Consider the following 15,934-nt stretch of genomic DNA (forward strand, 5'->3'; position numbering starts at 1 on the left):
GTGCGGTACGGACGGTGCGGCTCGTCGCGACCGGTGGTGCGTCGCGCGTGGCGAGGGTCGCGCCGTCGGTGCGGGTGCCGCACCGCTGCGCCCAGTAGTCGCGGTCGGCTGCGAACCGGTGGGACGCGCGATAGTCGCGGTCGAGCTGTTCGAGGGTACGCAGGTCCGCGGCCCGGTTCGGTTCCGGCACCGATCCTTCCGCCGCGGCGGTATACAGGGAGGCGACCCGGCCGACCATCGTCGCCGCGCCGTGCCCGTCGAGGGCGATGTGGTGGATCCGGCTGTACCACAGGTAGTGCTCGTCGCCGACCCGCAGCAGTGTCGACTCGCACAGGAGGTCGCGGTCGATATCGACCGGGGACGTGTAGTTCGCGTGCATCCACGCCTGAGCTGCCGTCAGCGGGTCCGGTTCGGCGCGCAGATCGTGGAATCCCATCGCCGCGTCGACTGGCGGGTCGACCACCTGGTGTGGTGTGCCGTCGACGTCGACGATCCGCAGGAACACCGACTGGAACTCGTGCGCGGCGCGCATCGCCACGTCGCGGAACAATGCGACGTCGAGCGCGCCCCGGATGTCGAGGTACTGGGCGATGCAGATGGGCACGTCGGGTGCGAGTTGCTGCGCGAACCACAGTCCGTGCTGGGCAGCCGAGAGCGGGAACGGCTCGTAGGCGGTGGTCGGCGCGGTGCGGTCCATCGATTCACAACCCCTGATCGCTGGTGCCGCGGGTGCGCGGCGGGACGGTGGATTCTTCGGTTCGCCGGTACGAATCCGGCTTCTCCACCGTCCCGCGCGGAGCCTGCGCGGTGAACACACCCCAGGGGTGTGGTGTGGTCACCCGTGGGTCAAGCGTCGATACTGCTCATGTCGCCGTAGCGGGCACCGGCGACGGCGCCGCGCGGCACAGCCGCGTCGAGCGCTGCGACGTCCTCCGGTCCGAGATCCACGTCGAGCGCCCCGACGTTCTCCTCGAGGTAGCGCACCCGCTTGGTCCCTGGGATCGGCACGATGTCGCCGCCCTGCGCGGCGACCCACGCGAGGGCGAGCTGGCCCGGTGTGCAGCCGTGGGCGTCGGCGAGCGCGCGGACCCGCTCGACGAGCGCCAGATTGGTGTGCAGATTCGCACCGTTCGATCGGGGGAAGTATCCGGATCCGCGACTGTCGCCGGCGTCGAACCCGGATTCCGGCACCGCCCCGGTGAGCAGCCCGCGGCCGAGCGGCGAATACGGAACCAGCCCGATACCGAGTTCCCGCAGGACAGGCAGGATCTCGTCCTCGATATCGCGGGTGAACAGCGAGTATTCGGTTTGCAGGGCCGTGATCGGGTGCACGGCGTGTGCTCGGCGGATGGTCGCGGCCGACGCCTCCGACAGGCCGAGGAACCGGACCTTGCCCGCGTCGACGAGTTCGGTCATCGCGCCGACGGTGTCCTCGATCGGCACCGTCTTGTCGACGCGATGCTGGTAGTAGAGGTCGATGTGGTCGACGCCGAGCCGCTGCAGCGACGCATCGCACGCGGCGCGCACATAGTCGGGATGCCCATTGATGCCGACGCGGGCACCGTCGGGGCTGCGTTCGTGGCCGAACTTGGTGGCGAGCTGAACCTCGGCGCGGCGACCGGCGATGGCGCGGCCGACGAGCCGTTCGTTGGTGAACGGACCGTACATGTCGGCGGTGTCGAGGAAGGTGACACCGAGGTCGAGGGCACGCCGGATCGTCGCGATGCCGCCGGCCTCGTCGGGTGTTCCGTAGAACTCCGACATGCCCATGCAGCCGAGGCCGAGGGCCGACACGTCGAGGGATGCGGTGGTGCCGAGTGTGCGGTGGTGAATGCTCATGTCGTTCAGCCAACATCCTGGAGCGCACTCCAGGTCAAGCGTCGACTTCCCGGTCCATGCGTTCGAGCCGGTCGGTGTAGATGCCGATCTTGTAGTCGATCGCACCGAGGTGGGCCGTGACCTCGGCGAGTTGACGCAGCACCTCGAGTCGGTGCGCCTGCAACAGTGCGAGCCGCTCGGGTTCTGTGCCGTCGCCGGCACGCACGAGTTCGGCGTACCGCCGGACGTCACGGATCGGCATGCCGGTGGCGCGTAACCGGGTCACCAGTTCGATCCACTTCAGATCGGCGTCCTGGTAGCGGCGGTGGCCGCTGCCCGACCGCGGCACCGGGCGCAGCAGCAATCCGTCGCGTTCGTAGTACCGCAACGTCTCGACGGTCAGGCCGAGCCTGGCGGCGGCGTCGGCAATGGGAATTCCGGTGACATTCACACGACGAGTGTCACTCCTGGAGTGCACTCCAGGTCAAGCGTGGTCGTTCGGCACGACGAACTCCGGGCTGTCGGGGTCACGGTCGTCGGGGTCACGGTCGTCGGTGTCGTGTCGTTGCCGGGACTCGGCGACCTTCGCGATGCCGCGGCCGATCCGTTCGATACCGGAGGTGCCCACGTCGGCGGCGCGGTCCCCGAACGCTTTGGCGCTGACGCCGATCGCACCACCGACGACACGGACGGGGCTGGAGATCTCGTCCAGCGCGCGGGCCACTTCCGGCTCCTCGTCGTCGAGCCAGCCGGCCGTGTCGGCGCGGCACGCCACCCGGAAGTCGTCGAGATCCTGACGCAATTCGATGAGGTATTTCACGGTGCGGGTCGACGACATGCGCCGTACGAGCTCGAACGTCGTCCCCTCGGCCGATCGCGCCAGCACCCGACGCGCACGACGCAGCAGTTCACCGTCGTACTCGAAGTGATCCACGAGGAGCCCGCGGGCCTCGCCGATCGCCTCCGGCAGCGCACCGGGATCGACGGCACGCAGGTGATCGAGGCGCAGCCGGTGCCACAGATTCAGGGAATCCTCGGCGAGGACGAGCAGTTGCAGGGTCTCGCCGAGCCGCCGCTCCGGAGCCAGCGCATCCGGTTCGGCCGCATCGGCGGCGGCGAGAACCCCGCTCGCGTGGGCGCGCAGCCGGACCACGGCGACCGCGAGTGGGTCACCGAGTGCCGCGACGGAGTCCCATTCGCGGGACGGCAACGCCCCGGACTGGTCGACGATCGCAACGGCCCTGGTCAGCGCATTGTGGTGGGCGACGACATCGCCGAGATCCGGGGCGCCTGCGAGTTCGAGTACCTGTCCGACGGTGTCCGAACCGGCCGGCCCGGACGACACTCGGACCACCGCGGCTTCCACCGATGAGACGGCGGCGCGCAACGCGCGGATCACCGCGTCGAGTGCTGCGCCGGCGGGAACGTCGTGGTTCGGTTCGTCGGTCATGTGTCCATGGTGCTACGTCCGGATTCCGGACGCACGCAGTACCCGGGGTAGTCGGGGCACGCATCAGTCCGGGGAACGCAGCCACGCGACTTCGAGCAGCGCAACGACGTCGATCTCGCGGCGAGCCCGGTACGAACTGAGGACGCGACGCGGCCGGGTCTCGCCGTCGTCGCCGATCGCGGCGGCAAGCGCTGCGGCCGCACCCGCGTCGGGCACGATCTCCGGTGTCGAATACCCCACCAACGCCAACGCCTTACGCACCGGTTCGGCATTGTCGGCGACGGTGCGCAGCGGCACGACATCGAAGTGCCCGTCGGGGTGGAATTCGAGGAACACTTCGTTGTCCTCGTCGACCCCGAGATCCTCCAGGAATCGGCGCACCGTGCCGAGGTGCGGAGTGGCACCGGCCCACCGCATCACCTGCGCTCCCAGCCGGGAAGCGAGCACCAGTTCGTCACCCGCGGGACATCCGACGATTCCCGCGACGGCGGTGGGAATCGGGAAGTCGGCGCCGCGCAGGTGGTCACGGGTGACGGTGACGCGCAACCGGGCGACGTCGCCGTGCCGATAGAGCCTGCGGGTGCGGCGCGGCGACCGAACCGGTGCGTGGGCACGCACCCGACGCCGAACGCGGCCGTCGACGATCTCGAAATCGCCGCCGGCCGCGAAGATCAACGCTGCGGCCACCGAGATCTCGAACCGCGCGGCCAACGCATCGGCGAGTGCCTGTGCGTCGGTGGCCCCGCCGGCGGCATCGACGATCCGGGCGATGCGGGATCGGACTGCGCCGGGAATATCGTTGTCCCACTGGGACAGAGACCACATCCCCGATCCCGTGACGACGAACCGTTCGTCGGTGGCGAGTTCGTCGATGACGATCGCGGTGTCGACAGTGGTCTGCATACGAGCGACGAGGTCGGCGGCAGGCAGCGCGTCACCGAGGATCTCGAGAACCTGAGCGGCACGGTCCGCGAGACTGTCCTGGCGAGTGACGACCCGCCCGTCGATCACCGGGAGGCCGCAGTGCCCCAGCCACGCCACGAGTTCATCGGAAGGCAGGTTCCACAGTGCCGCGACGGCGGCCGGTTCGACGACCCCGTTCTCCGATTCGAACTCGGCGAGCAGGGCGCGCGTCTGCCGTTCCGCCTCGGGCCGGTTCGGCACGGCAATCCAGCCGTCGGCGACGTCGAAGCGGTCGTCGAGGCGGTTCAGCACCTGGAAGAGTGAAACGTCGAGACCCGGAACATGCCGGGACAGAATCGGATACAACGCGACGATCCGCTCGAACGAGGCGACCGGACGTGCGAGTACGCGCAGCGCGGCGAGCAGGTTCCCGACGGACGTGCCGTAGGGGAATGTCGACGGGGCGGACGGGTCCGCAGGGTGATCCTCCTCGATCCGCCGCCGCAGGTTCTCTCGGTCCGGGGCGGTCAGGGCCGCGACGTAGTCGCCGAGTTCGGTGATCGGATCGAGCGGGCCGGGTAGCGGCAGGTCCTGCGCGGTGAGCGCGGTGATGCGCGCGGCGACGTCCTGGATCTCTTCGGGCGCCCCTTCCTCGAGATCGACCCGCAGCAACGGCCGGTCGCGGTGTCCGCGCAGCGTTTTCCACCGACCGAGCTCGGCGAGATCGGAGACCAGCAGATCGAGTGCGGGCACGTCCGGCCAGGCCGGTGCCCCGCCGTGCGCCGACAGCACAGCGGGATCCCGCAAGATCGCGACGACCATCGCCGCACACACGATTTCGTGGACGGTGTCGGGTGTGGCACCGCGCGCCGCGAACAGTTCCGACGGCGTACGGCCGAACAGACTTGCGGTGGTCGTGACTCCGCGGAGACGGTCGACGACCGTGGCAGCGGCGGCACTCAGGTCCAGCGCCGCCACCGGCACATCGATGTCGTCGGCGAACCCGTCGGCCAGGGGTGCGTCCGGATGGTCGGTCATGTAGAGGTGGGCGAGTGCGGAACAGATTCCGGGAACGTCGGCGGACATGGCGGTCTCAGCGGGCGACTCGATCTCCCACCAGCGATCGACCGGCGCGAGTTCGGACAGGATCGCGGTGCGGGCAGCGCCGTAGTGGACGAGCCACGGCATCAGGTCGAGCCAGCGACGCTCCCCGAGTTCACTGTCGGACAACGCTATGGACCACAGCGACACGACCGGGCGCTCCTCTTCGACGTTTCCGGGGGCGGCGACTTCCGGGGGATGTTGCCACGAACCCCGGGCCGCCCCGCGATGAACTCTACCGGTGCGCCACCGCGAACCATGTGTGCACCGATCCTGAAGCAGATGCCGACGATTCACCCGGCTCGGGCGCCGAGCGGCGGTACCGTTGACGAGGTCGGGCGGACATGTCATCGAGGGTTCGTCTCGGGTGAGGAGTTCCGATGCGACGACCACGTCACGCGCTCTCGGCGCTGTCGAAGGGCTCGGTGCTGACCGCGGTTCTTGTCGCGGCGAGTGTCCTGCTGACCGTCGGCACGGCAGCCGCGACGCCAGTCCCGGCTCCTCCTGTTCCCGCATCTCCCGTTCCCGTGTCACCCGTATTGGGGTTTCCGCCCACACCACCACCGATAACCCTCGACGACATCACGCCGACACCGATCGACGACGACCCGTTCTTCGATCCGCCCGGCGACCTCGGCCCCTACCCGCCGGGGACCGTGTTGCGGCAGCGCCCGGCGCAGATGCGGGCGCTGCCTGCGGCGGTCGTCCCACACACGGCACAGCAGTTCATGGTGCGGTCGACCGACTCGGCGGGCAGGCCGATACCGGTGACGGCGACACTGGTGCTTCCCAGCACCCCGTGGCCGAGTGGGCCGCGTCCGGTCGTGGTCTACAACATGGCGATCGATTCGCTCGGCACCCGGTGCACCCCGTCGTATCGCATGGTGCACGACGTCGTCGACATCGACGCTCCTCCGATGCTGCCGATTCTGCTCGCACGCGGCTGGGCCGTGCTCGTCCCCGACCACCAGGGGCCGCACATGGCCTATGCCGCGGGCCGGATCGCCGGCCACGCGGTGCTCGACTCGGTGCGCGGGTTGCGGACCGTCGCACCCGAACTCGCGGATGCTCCGCTGGCGATGACCGGATACAGCGGCGGCGCTATCGCGACGGGCTGGGCCGCGCAACTCCAGCCGACCTACGCTCCCGATGTGCGGTTCGTCGGCGCCGCGGCCGGTGGGCTGCCCGCGGATTTGTCGTTGTTGCGGACCACGATGAACGGGCAACTCGGATCGGGTCTGTTCCTGGCGGCGACAGTGGGCGTGGCCCGCGAGTATCCGGAACTCCTTGCTCTGGTCGGACCGGCGGGCGGACTACTCGCTGCGACCGCGCTCGAGGACCAGTGCACGATCGTGCTGGCAGCCGCGGGCATCGCGATGATTCGGGTCGAGGCGCTGTCCACCGTCCCCGACCCGTTCGACGACCCGAATGTCCGGCGGGTACTCGACGACAACCGGCTCGGCGGGCAGGCTCCGCAGTCACCGATGTACTTGTACCACGGTTCGTCGCAGGTCTTTCTGGGTGACGAGTTCATCCCCGAGTCGGGAGTCCTTGCTCTGCAACACCAATGGTGCGCCGGCGGCGCGAACGTCACCTACGTGCCGGTGTGGGGTGAGCACCTGACGGCCGCGATCGCGGGTGCGCCCGGAATGCTCGACTGGATCGCCGATCGTCTCGCGGGTGTGCCCGCACCGCCGGGGTGCCCGTGAAGCGGGAACACTCAGGAAGGCGCGACGTCGGAATCCTGGGCGTCTCCCGCGGCCGGCCGTAACCGCAACAGCACCAGGGCCGCCACGAATGCCACCATCAACGACGCGACCGCCCCGTAGACGTGCAGGGCGTTGATCGCGACGACGGCTCCGACAACCCCGGCAAGCAGCGCGCACCACAGCACTGCCTTCGCGATGACCACACTCATGACCACGCACCTTCCACAAGGCCCCAATCCGACAGGCATCAATAGTGTCATCTGTCACAAACACCGCGACACCGGGTTCCGAAGTGGCCGACGATCCACTCCCGGTCACTCCCGACGCCACGTGCACAGTACGCTCGGGTCTCGGAGAACCGACGAAGCGGAGACTACGGTGGCCCTGCGAGACGTGACCCTGCGGGACGGTTTGCAGTTGACCGGCAAACTCCTGCCCACCGACCGCAAGGTGCGTCTCGTCCGGTCCCTGCTGGACGCGGGCATCCCCGAACTCGAGATCGGCTCGCTGGCCCGCCCCGACCTCGTCCCGCCGATGGCCAATACGCTCGAACTGATTTCGGCGCTCACCGACGACGAACTCGACCGCTGCTGGGTGTGGGTCGCCACCCCCCGGCACGTCGAGAAGGCGATCGCCGCGGGTGCGCGTCGCTTCCAGTACTGCCTCTCGGTGTCGGACGCCCACAACAACGCGAACATCGGCCGCGATACCGACGTGAGCATCGCCGCTATGCCCACCGCCGTCGAACTCGCCCACGCCGCGGGCGGCAGCATCCAGTTGTGCCTGGCCACCTCGTTCACCTGCCCGTTCGACGGCCCCGTCGACGCCGACCGGGTCCTCGACATCGCCTGCGACCCCCGCACCGACGGCGCTGCCGACATCGTGCTCGCCGACACCCTCGGTCAGGCCGTACCCGCGCAGGTCGCGGACCTGGTGTCGCGGGTTCGTTCCGAATCCCCCCGGCGCCGGATCGTGTACCACGGCCACGACACCTGGGGTCTCGGCGTCGCGAACAGCCTGGCCGCGACGTCGGCCGGCGCGGACGTCGTCGACGGGTCCCTCGCCGGCCTCGGCGGCTGCCCGTTCGCGCCCGGCGCGAGCGGCAACACCGCCACCGAGGACCTGCTGTTCGCGACACGCCCACGGTGGCTGACACCGGATGTGTTCGCCGATCTGGTCCGGCTCGGCGAGGAGCTCGCATCCGAACTCGACGAACCGAACCGGGCGCGAGCTACCCAGGGTGCACGGTCGGAGGCCACCGCATTCGACTGGGTGCTGCGCTCGTGACCAGGCCGTCGGCATGCGGATTCTGATCGCCCCGGACAGTTTCAAGGGCACCTATCGTGCCGGCGACATTGCGGCCGCCATCGCAGCGGGTGCCGAATCCGCGGGACACGAGGCGATCCGGCTTCCCGTGGCCGACGGCGGCGACGGCACCCTGGAGGCGCTGACGCCACCGATGCGGCTCACTCACATCGACGTCGAGACCGTCAACCCGTGGCGCGCACCGTGTCCGGGAACCTTCGGCCTGGCACCGGACGGCACCGCCGTCGTCGAACTCGCCACCGCGAGTGGAATGACCACCGCACACACCGGTGTCCGTGATCCGGTCACCGCCGACACCTACGGTACCGGCCTGGTGATGGCCGCGGCGGCACGCCGCGGCGCACACCGGATCGTCGTCGCGGCCGGTGGCTCGGCAACCACCGACGGTGGTCTCGGGGCGATCGCGGCCCTCGATTCGTCCGGCGGCCTGCACGGCGCGTCGATCACCGTGCTGACCGACGTCACCACCCGATACGTCGATGCGGCACGGGTGTTCGGACCACAGAAAGGCGCCGACCCGGCCACGGTGGAACTGCTCACGCGACGACTCGACGCGGCCGCGACGGCGCTGCCCCGCGACCCACGGTGCGTCGACGGGACCGGCGCGGCCGGCGGCTTCTCCGGCGGCATGTGGGCCAGGTACCGCGCCGAGTTGCGTTCCGGAGCCGAATTCGTGCTCGACGCAGTGGAATTCGATCGCCACCTCGCAACCGCTGACCTGCTGGTCGTCGGCGAGGGGCGGTTGGACGGACAGAGCCGCGCCGGGAAGATCGTTTCGGTCCTCCTCGACCGGGCCGGTGCGGTACCCGTGGTTGCGATCGTCGGATCGGTCGGTGACGACCTCGGCAACTTCCGCGACCGGTTCACCGATGTCGTGGTCGCCACCGACCCGGCGGCGATGCGAGCGGCGGGAGCGCAGTTGCGTCGCTGACCCGTGCCCGCACACGGTTCAGGGACACGGTGGTTCAGGACACGGTGATTCAGGGACACGGTGGCAGCACCGGTGCAGGTGCGGGTTCGGAAGTCGGGGCTGGTCCGGGAGTGGGCGTCTGGGCAGGACCGGGAGACGCCGGGTCGGGATCCGACGCTCGGCCGGGCCACGACGCGGGGCGGATCCCGGGTTCGTCGGGTACACCCGACACACACGGCACCGGATCAGCACTGTCGGTGTGCCCCGGAACAAACGGTGCGGTGGCCGGGGCGGTCTGCTCACCGAACACGACGGTAGGTCCGGCATCCCCCGACGTGCCCGTACCACCGATCGCGACCGCCAGACCCGCCCCCAGAATCGCGAGCAACACGACCACCGACCCCACCATTGCGGCGACCCGGCCGGGACGTCGCACGGCGACCGGCAGCGACGGCGCATCCAGGTGTGCCGCGACCAGTGCCGCACCGGTCGCCCGATGCCACGGCACGCCGTGCGGAGTCACGAACGGGACATCGAGCACACTCGCCAGATCGCGCGCAGGACCGGCGTCACCCGGGCGCAGATCGAGGAACACCACGGCCTGCGGCGAACGGCCGGCCCGAGCGATGGCCTCGTCCATCGCGTCCGGCAACAGATCACCGCATCCCAGGAAGTGGTCACCGGGTGGTGACACAGCCGACAGCACCGTCCCGACGTGACCGTCGACCACCGAAACGGTCTCTGTTCCCCCGTCCCTGGTGTGCAGCGCCAACAGTGGGGTTTCGGCCAGTTCCGGGGCATTGGCAAGGAACGCGAATCGGGCCGCATCCACCTCGACCGACGTCACCTCGACGGTGGCGGCGGCACGGATCGCATCGACGACACCGGATTCGGCGGCGACACCGATCCGGCCGATGACCAACCCTGCCCGGTCCGCGCGCTCGGTCATGGTGGCGAGAGCACCGACCACCGCAGCAGTCGCGTCGCCGGAACCGGAAGCCGCCCACCGCTGAGAATCGAACGGGCCGAGCGCCGGGACATCCGCGTCGACGAGCACGGCACTGATCTCACCGTCGTCGACCGACACACCGAGCACTGCCCGCATCGAATTCCCCCTCGCCCACTCGGACCGAACTGGACGGACACCCGAGCGTAACCGACACAGCCGTCGTCACCGGATTTGCGGGTAGCAGCGGACCTCGAGTCCGAGCACCGTCGACGTCCCGGCACCGAAAGTCACCGCCGAACCATCGGCCGCGACCCGCCGTTCGTCGAATTTCGGGGTCACCCGCGGGAGCACCACCCGCTGATAGAAACCCGCACGGGCCGCAGCCCGGTCGAACACCTCGATGGCGCGGTCCACATCGTGCGGCACATTGTCCAGGGCACGCAACCGCGGAAGATAGGACGTCCACCCGGTCCCCCCGCCCTGCATCGAACACCCCGAGTTCAACCGAGAACTGCTGACGACGAACACCAACTCCGGGAACTCCGCCGACAACGCATCGGCGATCTCCTGATGCACCCGAAGATAGTGGACGACAGCCCCCTCGATAGAGTCCGCGACCGGCTCCGGGACTGCGCGGAACTCCGGACCGGACGCACACCCGACTGTCACCGCGAGCAACACCGCGACGGACAGCAACCGCCGGGCGCTCATCGCACCGCCTGCGCGGCGAGCCCGGCAACAACCAGCGCGATGTTGTGAGCACTCGTCGTTCCCGGACTCAAATACGAACTGTGCCCGACCGAACCGTCGTACGACCGGCCCGACGCATCGACCGCCGGGTCGGACGACAGCCGGATCAGCCCGTCGATGAAGCTGGGATCACCGCCGAACGTACCGGCATCCGCGACCGGATCCCGATCGGCCTCGACGAGGAACGCCGCTCCCTGCGCAAGACCCAGATCGTCCACATCGTCGGTACCGATCCCCGGCGCGCCCAGGAACACTGCGGCATCAGCGGGAGCGCCCTGCGCCAACGCCAGCCCCGTGACGAGCGCACCGTACGAGTGCCCGATCGCGGTCACATTCGGATTGTCCTCGCGCGCATCGAGACCCGACAGAAATGCGGCCAAGTGCGGTGCGGCACGCGTCGCGGCGAGATCGGAGACCGGACTGTTCTCGGTCACGGTGAGCCCCCAACCCCAGTGCGGGGCCTGATAGTTCAACCAGGTCACCGACGCGACTGCACCGCCCGCACCGCCCACCGAACCCACTCCGCGTTCGGCCTGGCCTCGAACAGACGCGATCTGCTCGTCGTAACCGGGGAGGTTCCCCTGCACGGTGGACCCCGCCCCCGGAGTGAACACCGAGATGTGGTCGGCGGTGTCGATATCGCCGACCGCGACCGCTGCCATCGCTTCGCGCCCCGACAGATCCAGGGTCAGCAACTGCCGGTCGCCGCGTGCGAGTACCTCCGCGACAGCGTCGAGCGCGGCGATCTTGTTGCGGGTCTGCTCCAGCCCGGCGTCGGCGTTGCTGAACAATCCACCGAACACATTGGCGTCGAGCTCGGCGGTCAGCTCCCGCGCGACCCGTTCGAGCCGGACGCGTTCACTGTCGAGCAATGCGCGATTCGCGCGATCCCGGTCCGCGCCGGGAATTCCGTCGAGGCCACCGATCTCACCCGGGCGAGTGGTGAGCAGTTTCTCCCGCTCCTGCTCGCCGAGCATGTCCCACCAGCGAGTCACCTCACGTGGATCCGTGCCCGGACTCGGCACCGGCACGAATGTCGGCCCCTGCGTGTGAATTCCACCGAACGGCGATCCACTGGAACCGCCCAGGCCGACAACCTCGGCCAGTGCCGCCGCGGCCTCACGGTCCAGGGTCGCGGCGGATTCGAGGATCGCGACGATCCGGATGCGGACATCCTCGGCCTCGGCGGAGCCGGGCGGCGTGACCGTGCCGTCCGGTGCGACCGTCAATCCCGATTGTGCGGCACCGCGTACCGTCGCATCGAGCCGGTCGCGCAGCGCACGCAGTCTCGGCGCACAATCCAAGGCACACCGACCCACCCGCCTGTACGAATCCGCGTGATCAGCAATGCGTTTGCCGGCGCGGGCGACGTTCCCGGCCGCCGAGTCGGATGCCCCGCCGATCCAGGTACGGCCGAATCCGCTCGTCGCGACAACATCGACACCGGCGTTTTCGACACGTCCGGCGAACCCACCGAGTGCGCCGCCGAACCTCTCGAGCGCGTCCGGATTCCACTTCTGCAACTGCCGGATATCCATCCGTCACCACCCCCGACTCAGCACAGTAGAGGATGACGACGGAAACCGGCCCGCGACAAGCGTCGCGGGCCGGTTCCTGTGGATAGATCACGCGGTTGTGGACAACTGCCCGACGGGCCACCACACGCCGACGATCGCCTCTGCTTACATATCGGCGATTGCCTCCGTTCACATATCGGCGATTGCCTCCAGGGGCGGGGTTTTCGCCGCACGGATGCCCGGCCACAGCGCTGCCAGCACACCGACGACACCGGATCCGATCAGCATTGCCAGCACCTGCCCCCACGGAACGGTGATCTCACCGAGCCCCTGATCGGCCAGAGTCCGGACGAAGCCCCACCCGAACACCAGGCCGAGCACCAACCCGATCACCGCACCGAACACCGCGATGAGCAGAGACTCGAGGTAGATGGTGCGGCGCACCTGGGCGCGCTGCATACCGACCGCGCGCAACATACCGATCTCCCGCCGTCGTTCCACCACCGACAACGCCAGCGTGTTGACGATGCCGAGGACCGCGATGACCACGGCGAGCGCCAACAAGCCGTAGAGGACGCCGAGCAACATGTTGATCTGCGCCGCCTGCTGGCCCTTGAACTGTTCCCGATCGAGCACCTGCACGACGACGAACTGTTTGGTCGCGCCCTCGAGGCCGGCGCGGATCGTCTCCGGGTCGCTGCCGTCGGCGGTATTGAGCAGCACCACCATCGGGGCCCGCGAGGCGGCGGGAACGAACCGGTCGAGCATGTCCTCCGACAACACCCACGGCCCGACGACCTGATTGTCCTCGAAGATGCCGACGACCGTCGTCTCGATCGTGTCGCCGTCCCGGTTGGTGAGCGGCACGGTCGAACCGACCTGCAGATCGTGCGTGGCAGCGGTGTCGGTGGACACCAGCATCTCGTCGCCCGCGAGCTGCTCCGTGCCGGCGGTGATGTCGAGGGACAGAACATCACCGGCGGGGCCGGACATCGCCGCACCGAACTCGTCGGTCTCCCCGAACTTCGCCTGCGCGCCGAACACGCCGACGACCTCGGTCACCCCGGACACCTCGGCCGCCGCAGCCTCCGCCCCGGCCGGAACACCCATCATCTGGGGGCCGGTCAGCATGAACTCGGACTTGATGCCCGTGTCCACGAGTGTGTTCACGCTGGACTTGGCGGATGCGCCGAACACGGCGATGACCGACACCAGCATCAGGCCAAGAGTCAGCGCGAACGCTGTCGCCGCGGTACGTCGCGGGTTCCGCGCGGCGTTGGTGCGGGCGAGACGCCCGACCGCGCCGAACGGCCGGGCGAACACCGCTCCGAGTGCCCCGACGATCGGCCGCGACAGAGCAGGCGCAGCAAGCAGCACCGCCAGGATCAGCGCGAGCGCACCCACCCCGACGGTCGAGGCGGCTCCGCCTCCCGTGCCCTGCGCCCCGATCACGACGAGTACAGCGCCTGCGACCGCGGCGACCGCACCGACGATGGTGCGAATACGCAGCGACTCGACGGTGGCGGTGGATTCCTCGCGCATCGCGGCGACCGGCGGCACCTTCGTGGCGCGGCGTGCCGGCGCGTACGCGCTGACGACGGTGACGACGACACCGACGAGCAGTGCGATGATCACCGTGCGCGGCGCGAGCTGCAGCGGACCCGACGGAAGACCGATGTCGGCGGCTCCGAGCGCGGCGCGCAATCCGTACGCCAACGCCACACCGGCGGCGATGCCCAAGATGCTGCCGACGAGGCCGACCACCAGCGCTTCCAGGGTCACCGAACGACCCACCTGCTGACGGCTGGCACCGACAGCACGCAGCAGCGCCAGCTCGCGCAGTCGCTGGGCGACGATCATCGAGAAGGTGTTGTAGATGATGAACGTGCCGACCAGCAGTGCGATAGCCCCGAACGCGAGTAGGAAATAGTTCAGGAAGCTCAACGCCTGCTCGACGTCGGACTTGACCTCCTCGGTGACTTCGGCGCCGGTCTGCACCTTCATGTCCGGTACGGCTGCAGCGATCTCATCGCGCAACTCGTCCGGTGTCACACTGCCGTCGGACGCGACATCCACGTATTGCACGTGCCGCCCGTCGGTGAACAGGGCGCGGGCTTGATCCTCGGTGAACAACGCACCGACGTAGCCGCCGGAATCACTCTTGACGTCGTAGATTCCGCTGATCGTCACGGGCTGGATGCCCCGGGCAGCGGTCAGGATCTTCGTCGTGTCCCCGACCTCGAGAGCGCCGCGTTCCGCCGCGCTCGAATTCAGCGCGATCTGGCCGTCCGCGGTCGGCGGCCCTCCCGCGACGAACGTCTCCGGGTCGCCGAGCCTGCGGTCCGGCGGCAGGTAGGCGAGTCCTTCGGCGGGTGCCCCACCGGTCTGGATCGCGGCACCCTCGGAATCGAGGACGATGACGCCGCCCCCGAACGACGGCACTACGGTCTGCACGCCGGGAACGGCGGCGACCACATCGATGTCCTCGACCGGAACGCCGCTGGCCCCGGCCTGCTCGGGGCTCACCCGCACATCGACGCCCTGGGCGACATCGGCGAACAGGTCGTCGAAGGTGCGTTGCAGGGTGTCGGTGAACACGAACGAACCGGTGACGAACGCGGTGCCGAGGACCACGGACAGCACCGTCAGCAACAACCGCACCTTGTGCGCGGCGATGTTGCGCAAGGCAACCTTGTTGATGGGATTCGAACTCATCGGCGCGTCCCGTAGTCCGCCACGGGCACGGTGGTCGTATCGAACCGCTTCATGCGGTCCAGCACGGCGCCGGCGGTCGGGCGCCGCATCTCGTCGACGATGAAGCCGTCGGCGAGGAACACGACCCGGTCCGCGTAGCTCGCGGCACCGGGATCGTGCGTGACGATGACGACCGTCTGGCCGAACTCGTTGACCGACGCCCGCAGGATCGACAGCACCTCCGCCGACGACCGGGAGTCGAGGTTGCCGGTCGGTTCGTCACCGAAGATGATGTCGGGCCGGCCCGCCAGGGCGCGAGCGCAGGCCACACGCTGCTGCTGGCCGCCCGACAACTCACCAGGACGGTGCCCCAGACGTTCACCGAGTCCGAGCCGGGCCACCACTGTATCGAGCCACTCACGGTCGACCGTGCGTCCGGCGATGTCGAGCGGCAACGTGATGTTCTCGAGCGCGGTCAGCGTCGGTACCAGGTTGAATGCTTGAAACACGAAACCGATGCGGTCGCGGCGCAACTGCGTCATCTGCTTGTCGGTCAGGGTGGTCAGGTCGGTGTCGCCGATGAGCACCGACCCGGACGTCGCGCTGTCGAGGCCGGCAAGGCAGTGCATGAGCGTGGACTTGCCCGAGCCCGACGGGCCCATGATCGCGGTGAATTCCCCCGCCGCGAAATCGGCGGTCACCCCGGCGAGAGCGTGTACCGAGGTCTCACCTGTTCCGTAGATTTTCTTCAGGTCGATAGCGCGGGCGGCCGCGGCTCTGTGGAATGACATGGGCTCCATCTTTGCC

15 protein-coding genes are annotated in these 15,934 nt (G+C 69.0%); 3 read left to right on the top strand and 12 right to left on the bottom strand.

Annotated elements, in window-relative coordinates:
- The 6 genes from WAX14_RS24250 to WAX14_RS24275 all read right to left on the bottom strand — a co-directional run.
- On the bottom strand, positions 1-697 hold a 697-nt coding region (locus WAX14_RS24250), incomplete at its 3' end, for a condensation domain-containing protein (RefSeq protein ID WP_422630591.1).
- Between the two features lie 4 nt (positions 698-701).
- Positions 702-839, bottom strand: a complete 138-nt coding sequence (locus WAX14_RS24255) for a hypothetical protein (protein WP_422630592.1) — start codon at positions 837-839, stop codon at positions 702-704.
- 7 nt (positions 840-846) lie between these two features.
- Entirely contained in the window at positions 847-1,833 is a 987-nt protein-coding gene (locus WAX14_RS24260) for an aldo/keto reductase (RefSeq protein ID WP_422630633.1), read from the bottom strand.
- 40 nt (positions 1,834-1,873) lie between these two features.
- Positions 1,874-2,269: a MerR family transcriptional regulator gene (locus tag WAX14_RS24265; protein ID WP_422630593.1), complete on the bottom strand. Its 396-nt coding sequence runs from the start codon at positions 2,267-2,269 to the stop codon at positions 1,874-1,876.
- A 33-nt stretch (positions 2,270-2,302) separates the two neighbouring features.
- The gene (locus WAX14_RS24270; protein ID WP_422630594.1) at positions 2,303-3,268 is read right to left on the bottom strand and encodes a hypothetical protein; all 966 of its coding nucleotides are present in this window, start codon (positions 3,266-3,268) and stop codon (positions 2,303-2,305) included.
- 63 nt (positions 3,269-3,331) lie between these two features.
- Entirely contained in the window at positions 3,332-5,422 is a 2,091-nt protein-coding gene (locus WAX14_RS24275) for a hypothetical protein (protein ID WP_422630595.1), read from the bottom strand.
- A gap of 230 nt (positions 5,423-5,652) precedes the next feature.
- Between WAX14_RS24275 and WAX14_RS24280 the strand changes: the two genes are divergently transcribed.
- On the top strand, positions 5,653-6,981 hold the full coding sequence (locus tag WAX14_RS24280) for a lipase family protein (protein ID WP_422630596.1): 1,329 nt from the start codon (positions 5,653-5,655) through the stop codon (positions 6,979-6,981).
- Positions 6,982-6,992: 11 nt separating this feature from the next.
- On the opposite strand, the gene WAX14_RS24285 is transcribed toward WAX14_RS24280, so the two are convergent.
- Positions 6,993-7,190: a hypothetical protein gene (locus WAX14_RS24285; RefSeq protein ID WP_422630597.1), complete on the bottom strand. Its 198-nt coding sequence runs from the start codon at positions 7,188-7,190 to the stop codon at positions 6,993-6,995.
- Between the two features lie 169 nt (positions 7,191-7,359).
- Here WAX14_RS24285 and WAX14_RS24290 point away from each other — a divergent pair, with 169 nt between their 5' ends.
- Both WAX14_RS24290 and WAX14_RS24295 read left to right on the top strand, forming a co-directional pair.
- Entirely contained in the window at positions 7,360-8,268 is a 909-nt protein-coding gene (locus tag WAX14_RS24290; protein WP_422630598.1) for a hydroxymethylglutaryl-CoA lyase, read from the top strand.
- A gap of 13 nt (positions 8,269-8,281) precedes the next feature.
- Complete coding sequence (locus WAX14_RS24295) at positions 8,282-9,238, top strand: glycerate kinase (RefSeq protein ID WP_422630599.1); 957 nt, start codon at positions 8,282-8,284, stop codon at positions 9,236-9,238.
- 49 nt (positions 9,239-9,287) lie between these two features.
- Here WAX14_RS24295 and WAX14_RS24300 read toward each other — a convergent pair whose 3' ends face one another.
- The 5 genes from WAX14_RS24300 to WAX14_RS24320 form a co-directional block, all read right to left on the bottom strand.
- Positions 9,288-10,322 (bottom strand): hypothetical protein, encoded by a 1,035-nt coding sequence (locus tag WAX14_RS24300; protein ID WP_422630600.1) that lies wholly within the window; start codon positions 10,320-10,322, stop codon positions 9,288-9,290.
- Positions 10,323-10,388: 66 nt separating this feature from the next.
- On the bottom strand, positions 10,389-10,877 hold the full coding sequence (locus WAX14_RS24305; protein ID WP_422630601.1) for a hypothetical protein: 489 nt from the start codon (positions 10,875-10,877) through the stop codon (positions 10,389-10,391).
- Positions 10,874-12,454 carry an alpha/beta hydrolase gene (locus tag WAX14_RS24310; RefSeq protein ID WP_422630602.1) on the bottom strand — a complete coding sequence of 527 codons (1,581 nt, stop codon included), beginning with the start codon at positions 12,452-12,454 and terminating at the stop codon, positions 10,874-10,876. Before WAX14_RS24310 ends, WAX14_RS24305 begins: the two co-directional genes overlap by 4 nt.
- A 168-nt stretch (positions 12,455-12,622) precedes the next feature.
- Complete coding sequence (locus WAX14_RS24315) at positions 12,623-15,148, bottom strand: ABC transporter permease (protein WP_422630603.1); 2,526 nt, start codon at positions 15,146-15,148, stop codon at positions 12,623-12,625.
- Positions 15,145-15,918, bottom strand: a complete 774-nt coding sequence (locus WAX14_RS24320; protein WP_422630604.1) for an ABC transporter ATP-binding protein — start codon at positions 15,916-15,918, stop codon at positions 15,145-15,147. Before WAX14_RS24320 ends, WAX14_RS24315 begins: the two co-directional genes overlap by 4 nt.
- Between the last annotated feature and the right edge of the window lie 16 nt (positions 15,919-15,934).

The sequence above is a fragment of the Rhodococcus sp. (in: high G+C Gram-positive bacteria) genome (genome assembly GCF_049299235.1).
Taxonomy (GTDB): Bacteria; Actinomycetota; Actinomycetes; order Mycobacteriales; family Mycobacteriaceae; genus Rhodococcus.

Excerpts from the sequence above, each read along its gene's own strand:
- WAX14_RS24270 (WP_422630594.1), bottom strand. The coding sequence starts at position 3,268 with ATGACCGACGAACCGAACCACGACGTTCCCGCCGGCGCAGCACTCGAC.
- WAX14_RS24280 (WP_422630596.1), top strand. The coding sequence starts at position 5,653 with ATGCGACGACCACGTCACGCGCTCTCGGCGCTGTCGAAGGGCTCGGTG.
- WAX14_RS24285 (WP_422630597.1), bottom strand. The coding sequence starts at position 7,190 with ATGAGTGTGGTCATCGCGAAGGCAGTGCTGTGGTGCGCGCTGCTTGCC.
- WAX14_RS24295 (WP_422630599.1), top strand. The coding sequence starts at position 8,282 with ATGCGGATTCTGATCGCCCCGGACAGTTTCAAGGGCACCTATCGTGCC.
- WAX14_RS24300 (WP_422630600.1), bottom strand. The coding sequence starts at position 10,322 with ATGCGGGCAGTGCTCGGTGTGTCGGTCGACGACGGTGAGATCAGTGCC.
- WAX14_RS24305 (WP_422630601.1), bottom strand. The coding sequence starts at position 10,877 with ATGAGCGCCCGGCGGTTGCTGTCCGTCGCGGTGTTGCTCGCGGTGACA.
- WAX14_RS24310 (WP_422630602.1), bottom strand. The coding sequence starts at position 12,454 with ATGGATATCCGGCAGTTGCAGAAGTGGAATCCGGACGCGCTCGAGAGG.
- WAX14_RS24315 (WP_422630603.1), bottom strand. The coding sequence starts at position 15,148 with ATGAGTTCGAATCCCATCAACAAGGTTGCCTTGCGCAACATCGCCGCG.
- WAX14_RS24320 (WP_422630604.1), bottom strand. The coding sequence starts at position 15,918 with ATGTCATTCCACAGAGCCGCGGCCGCCCGCGCTATCGACCTGAAGAAA.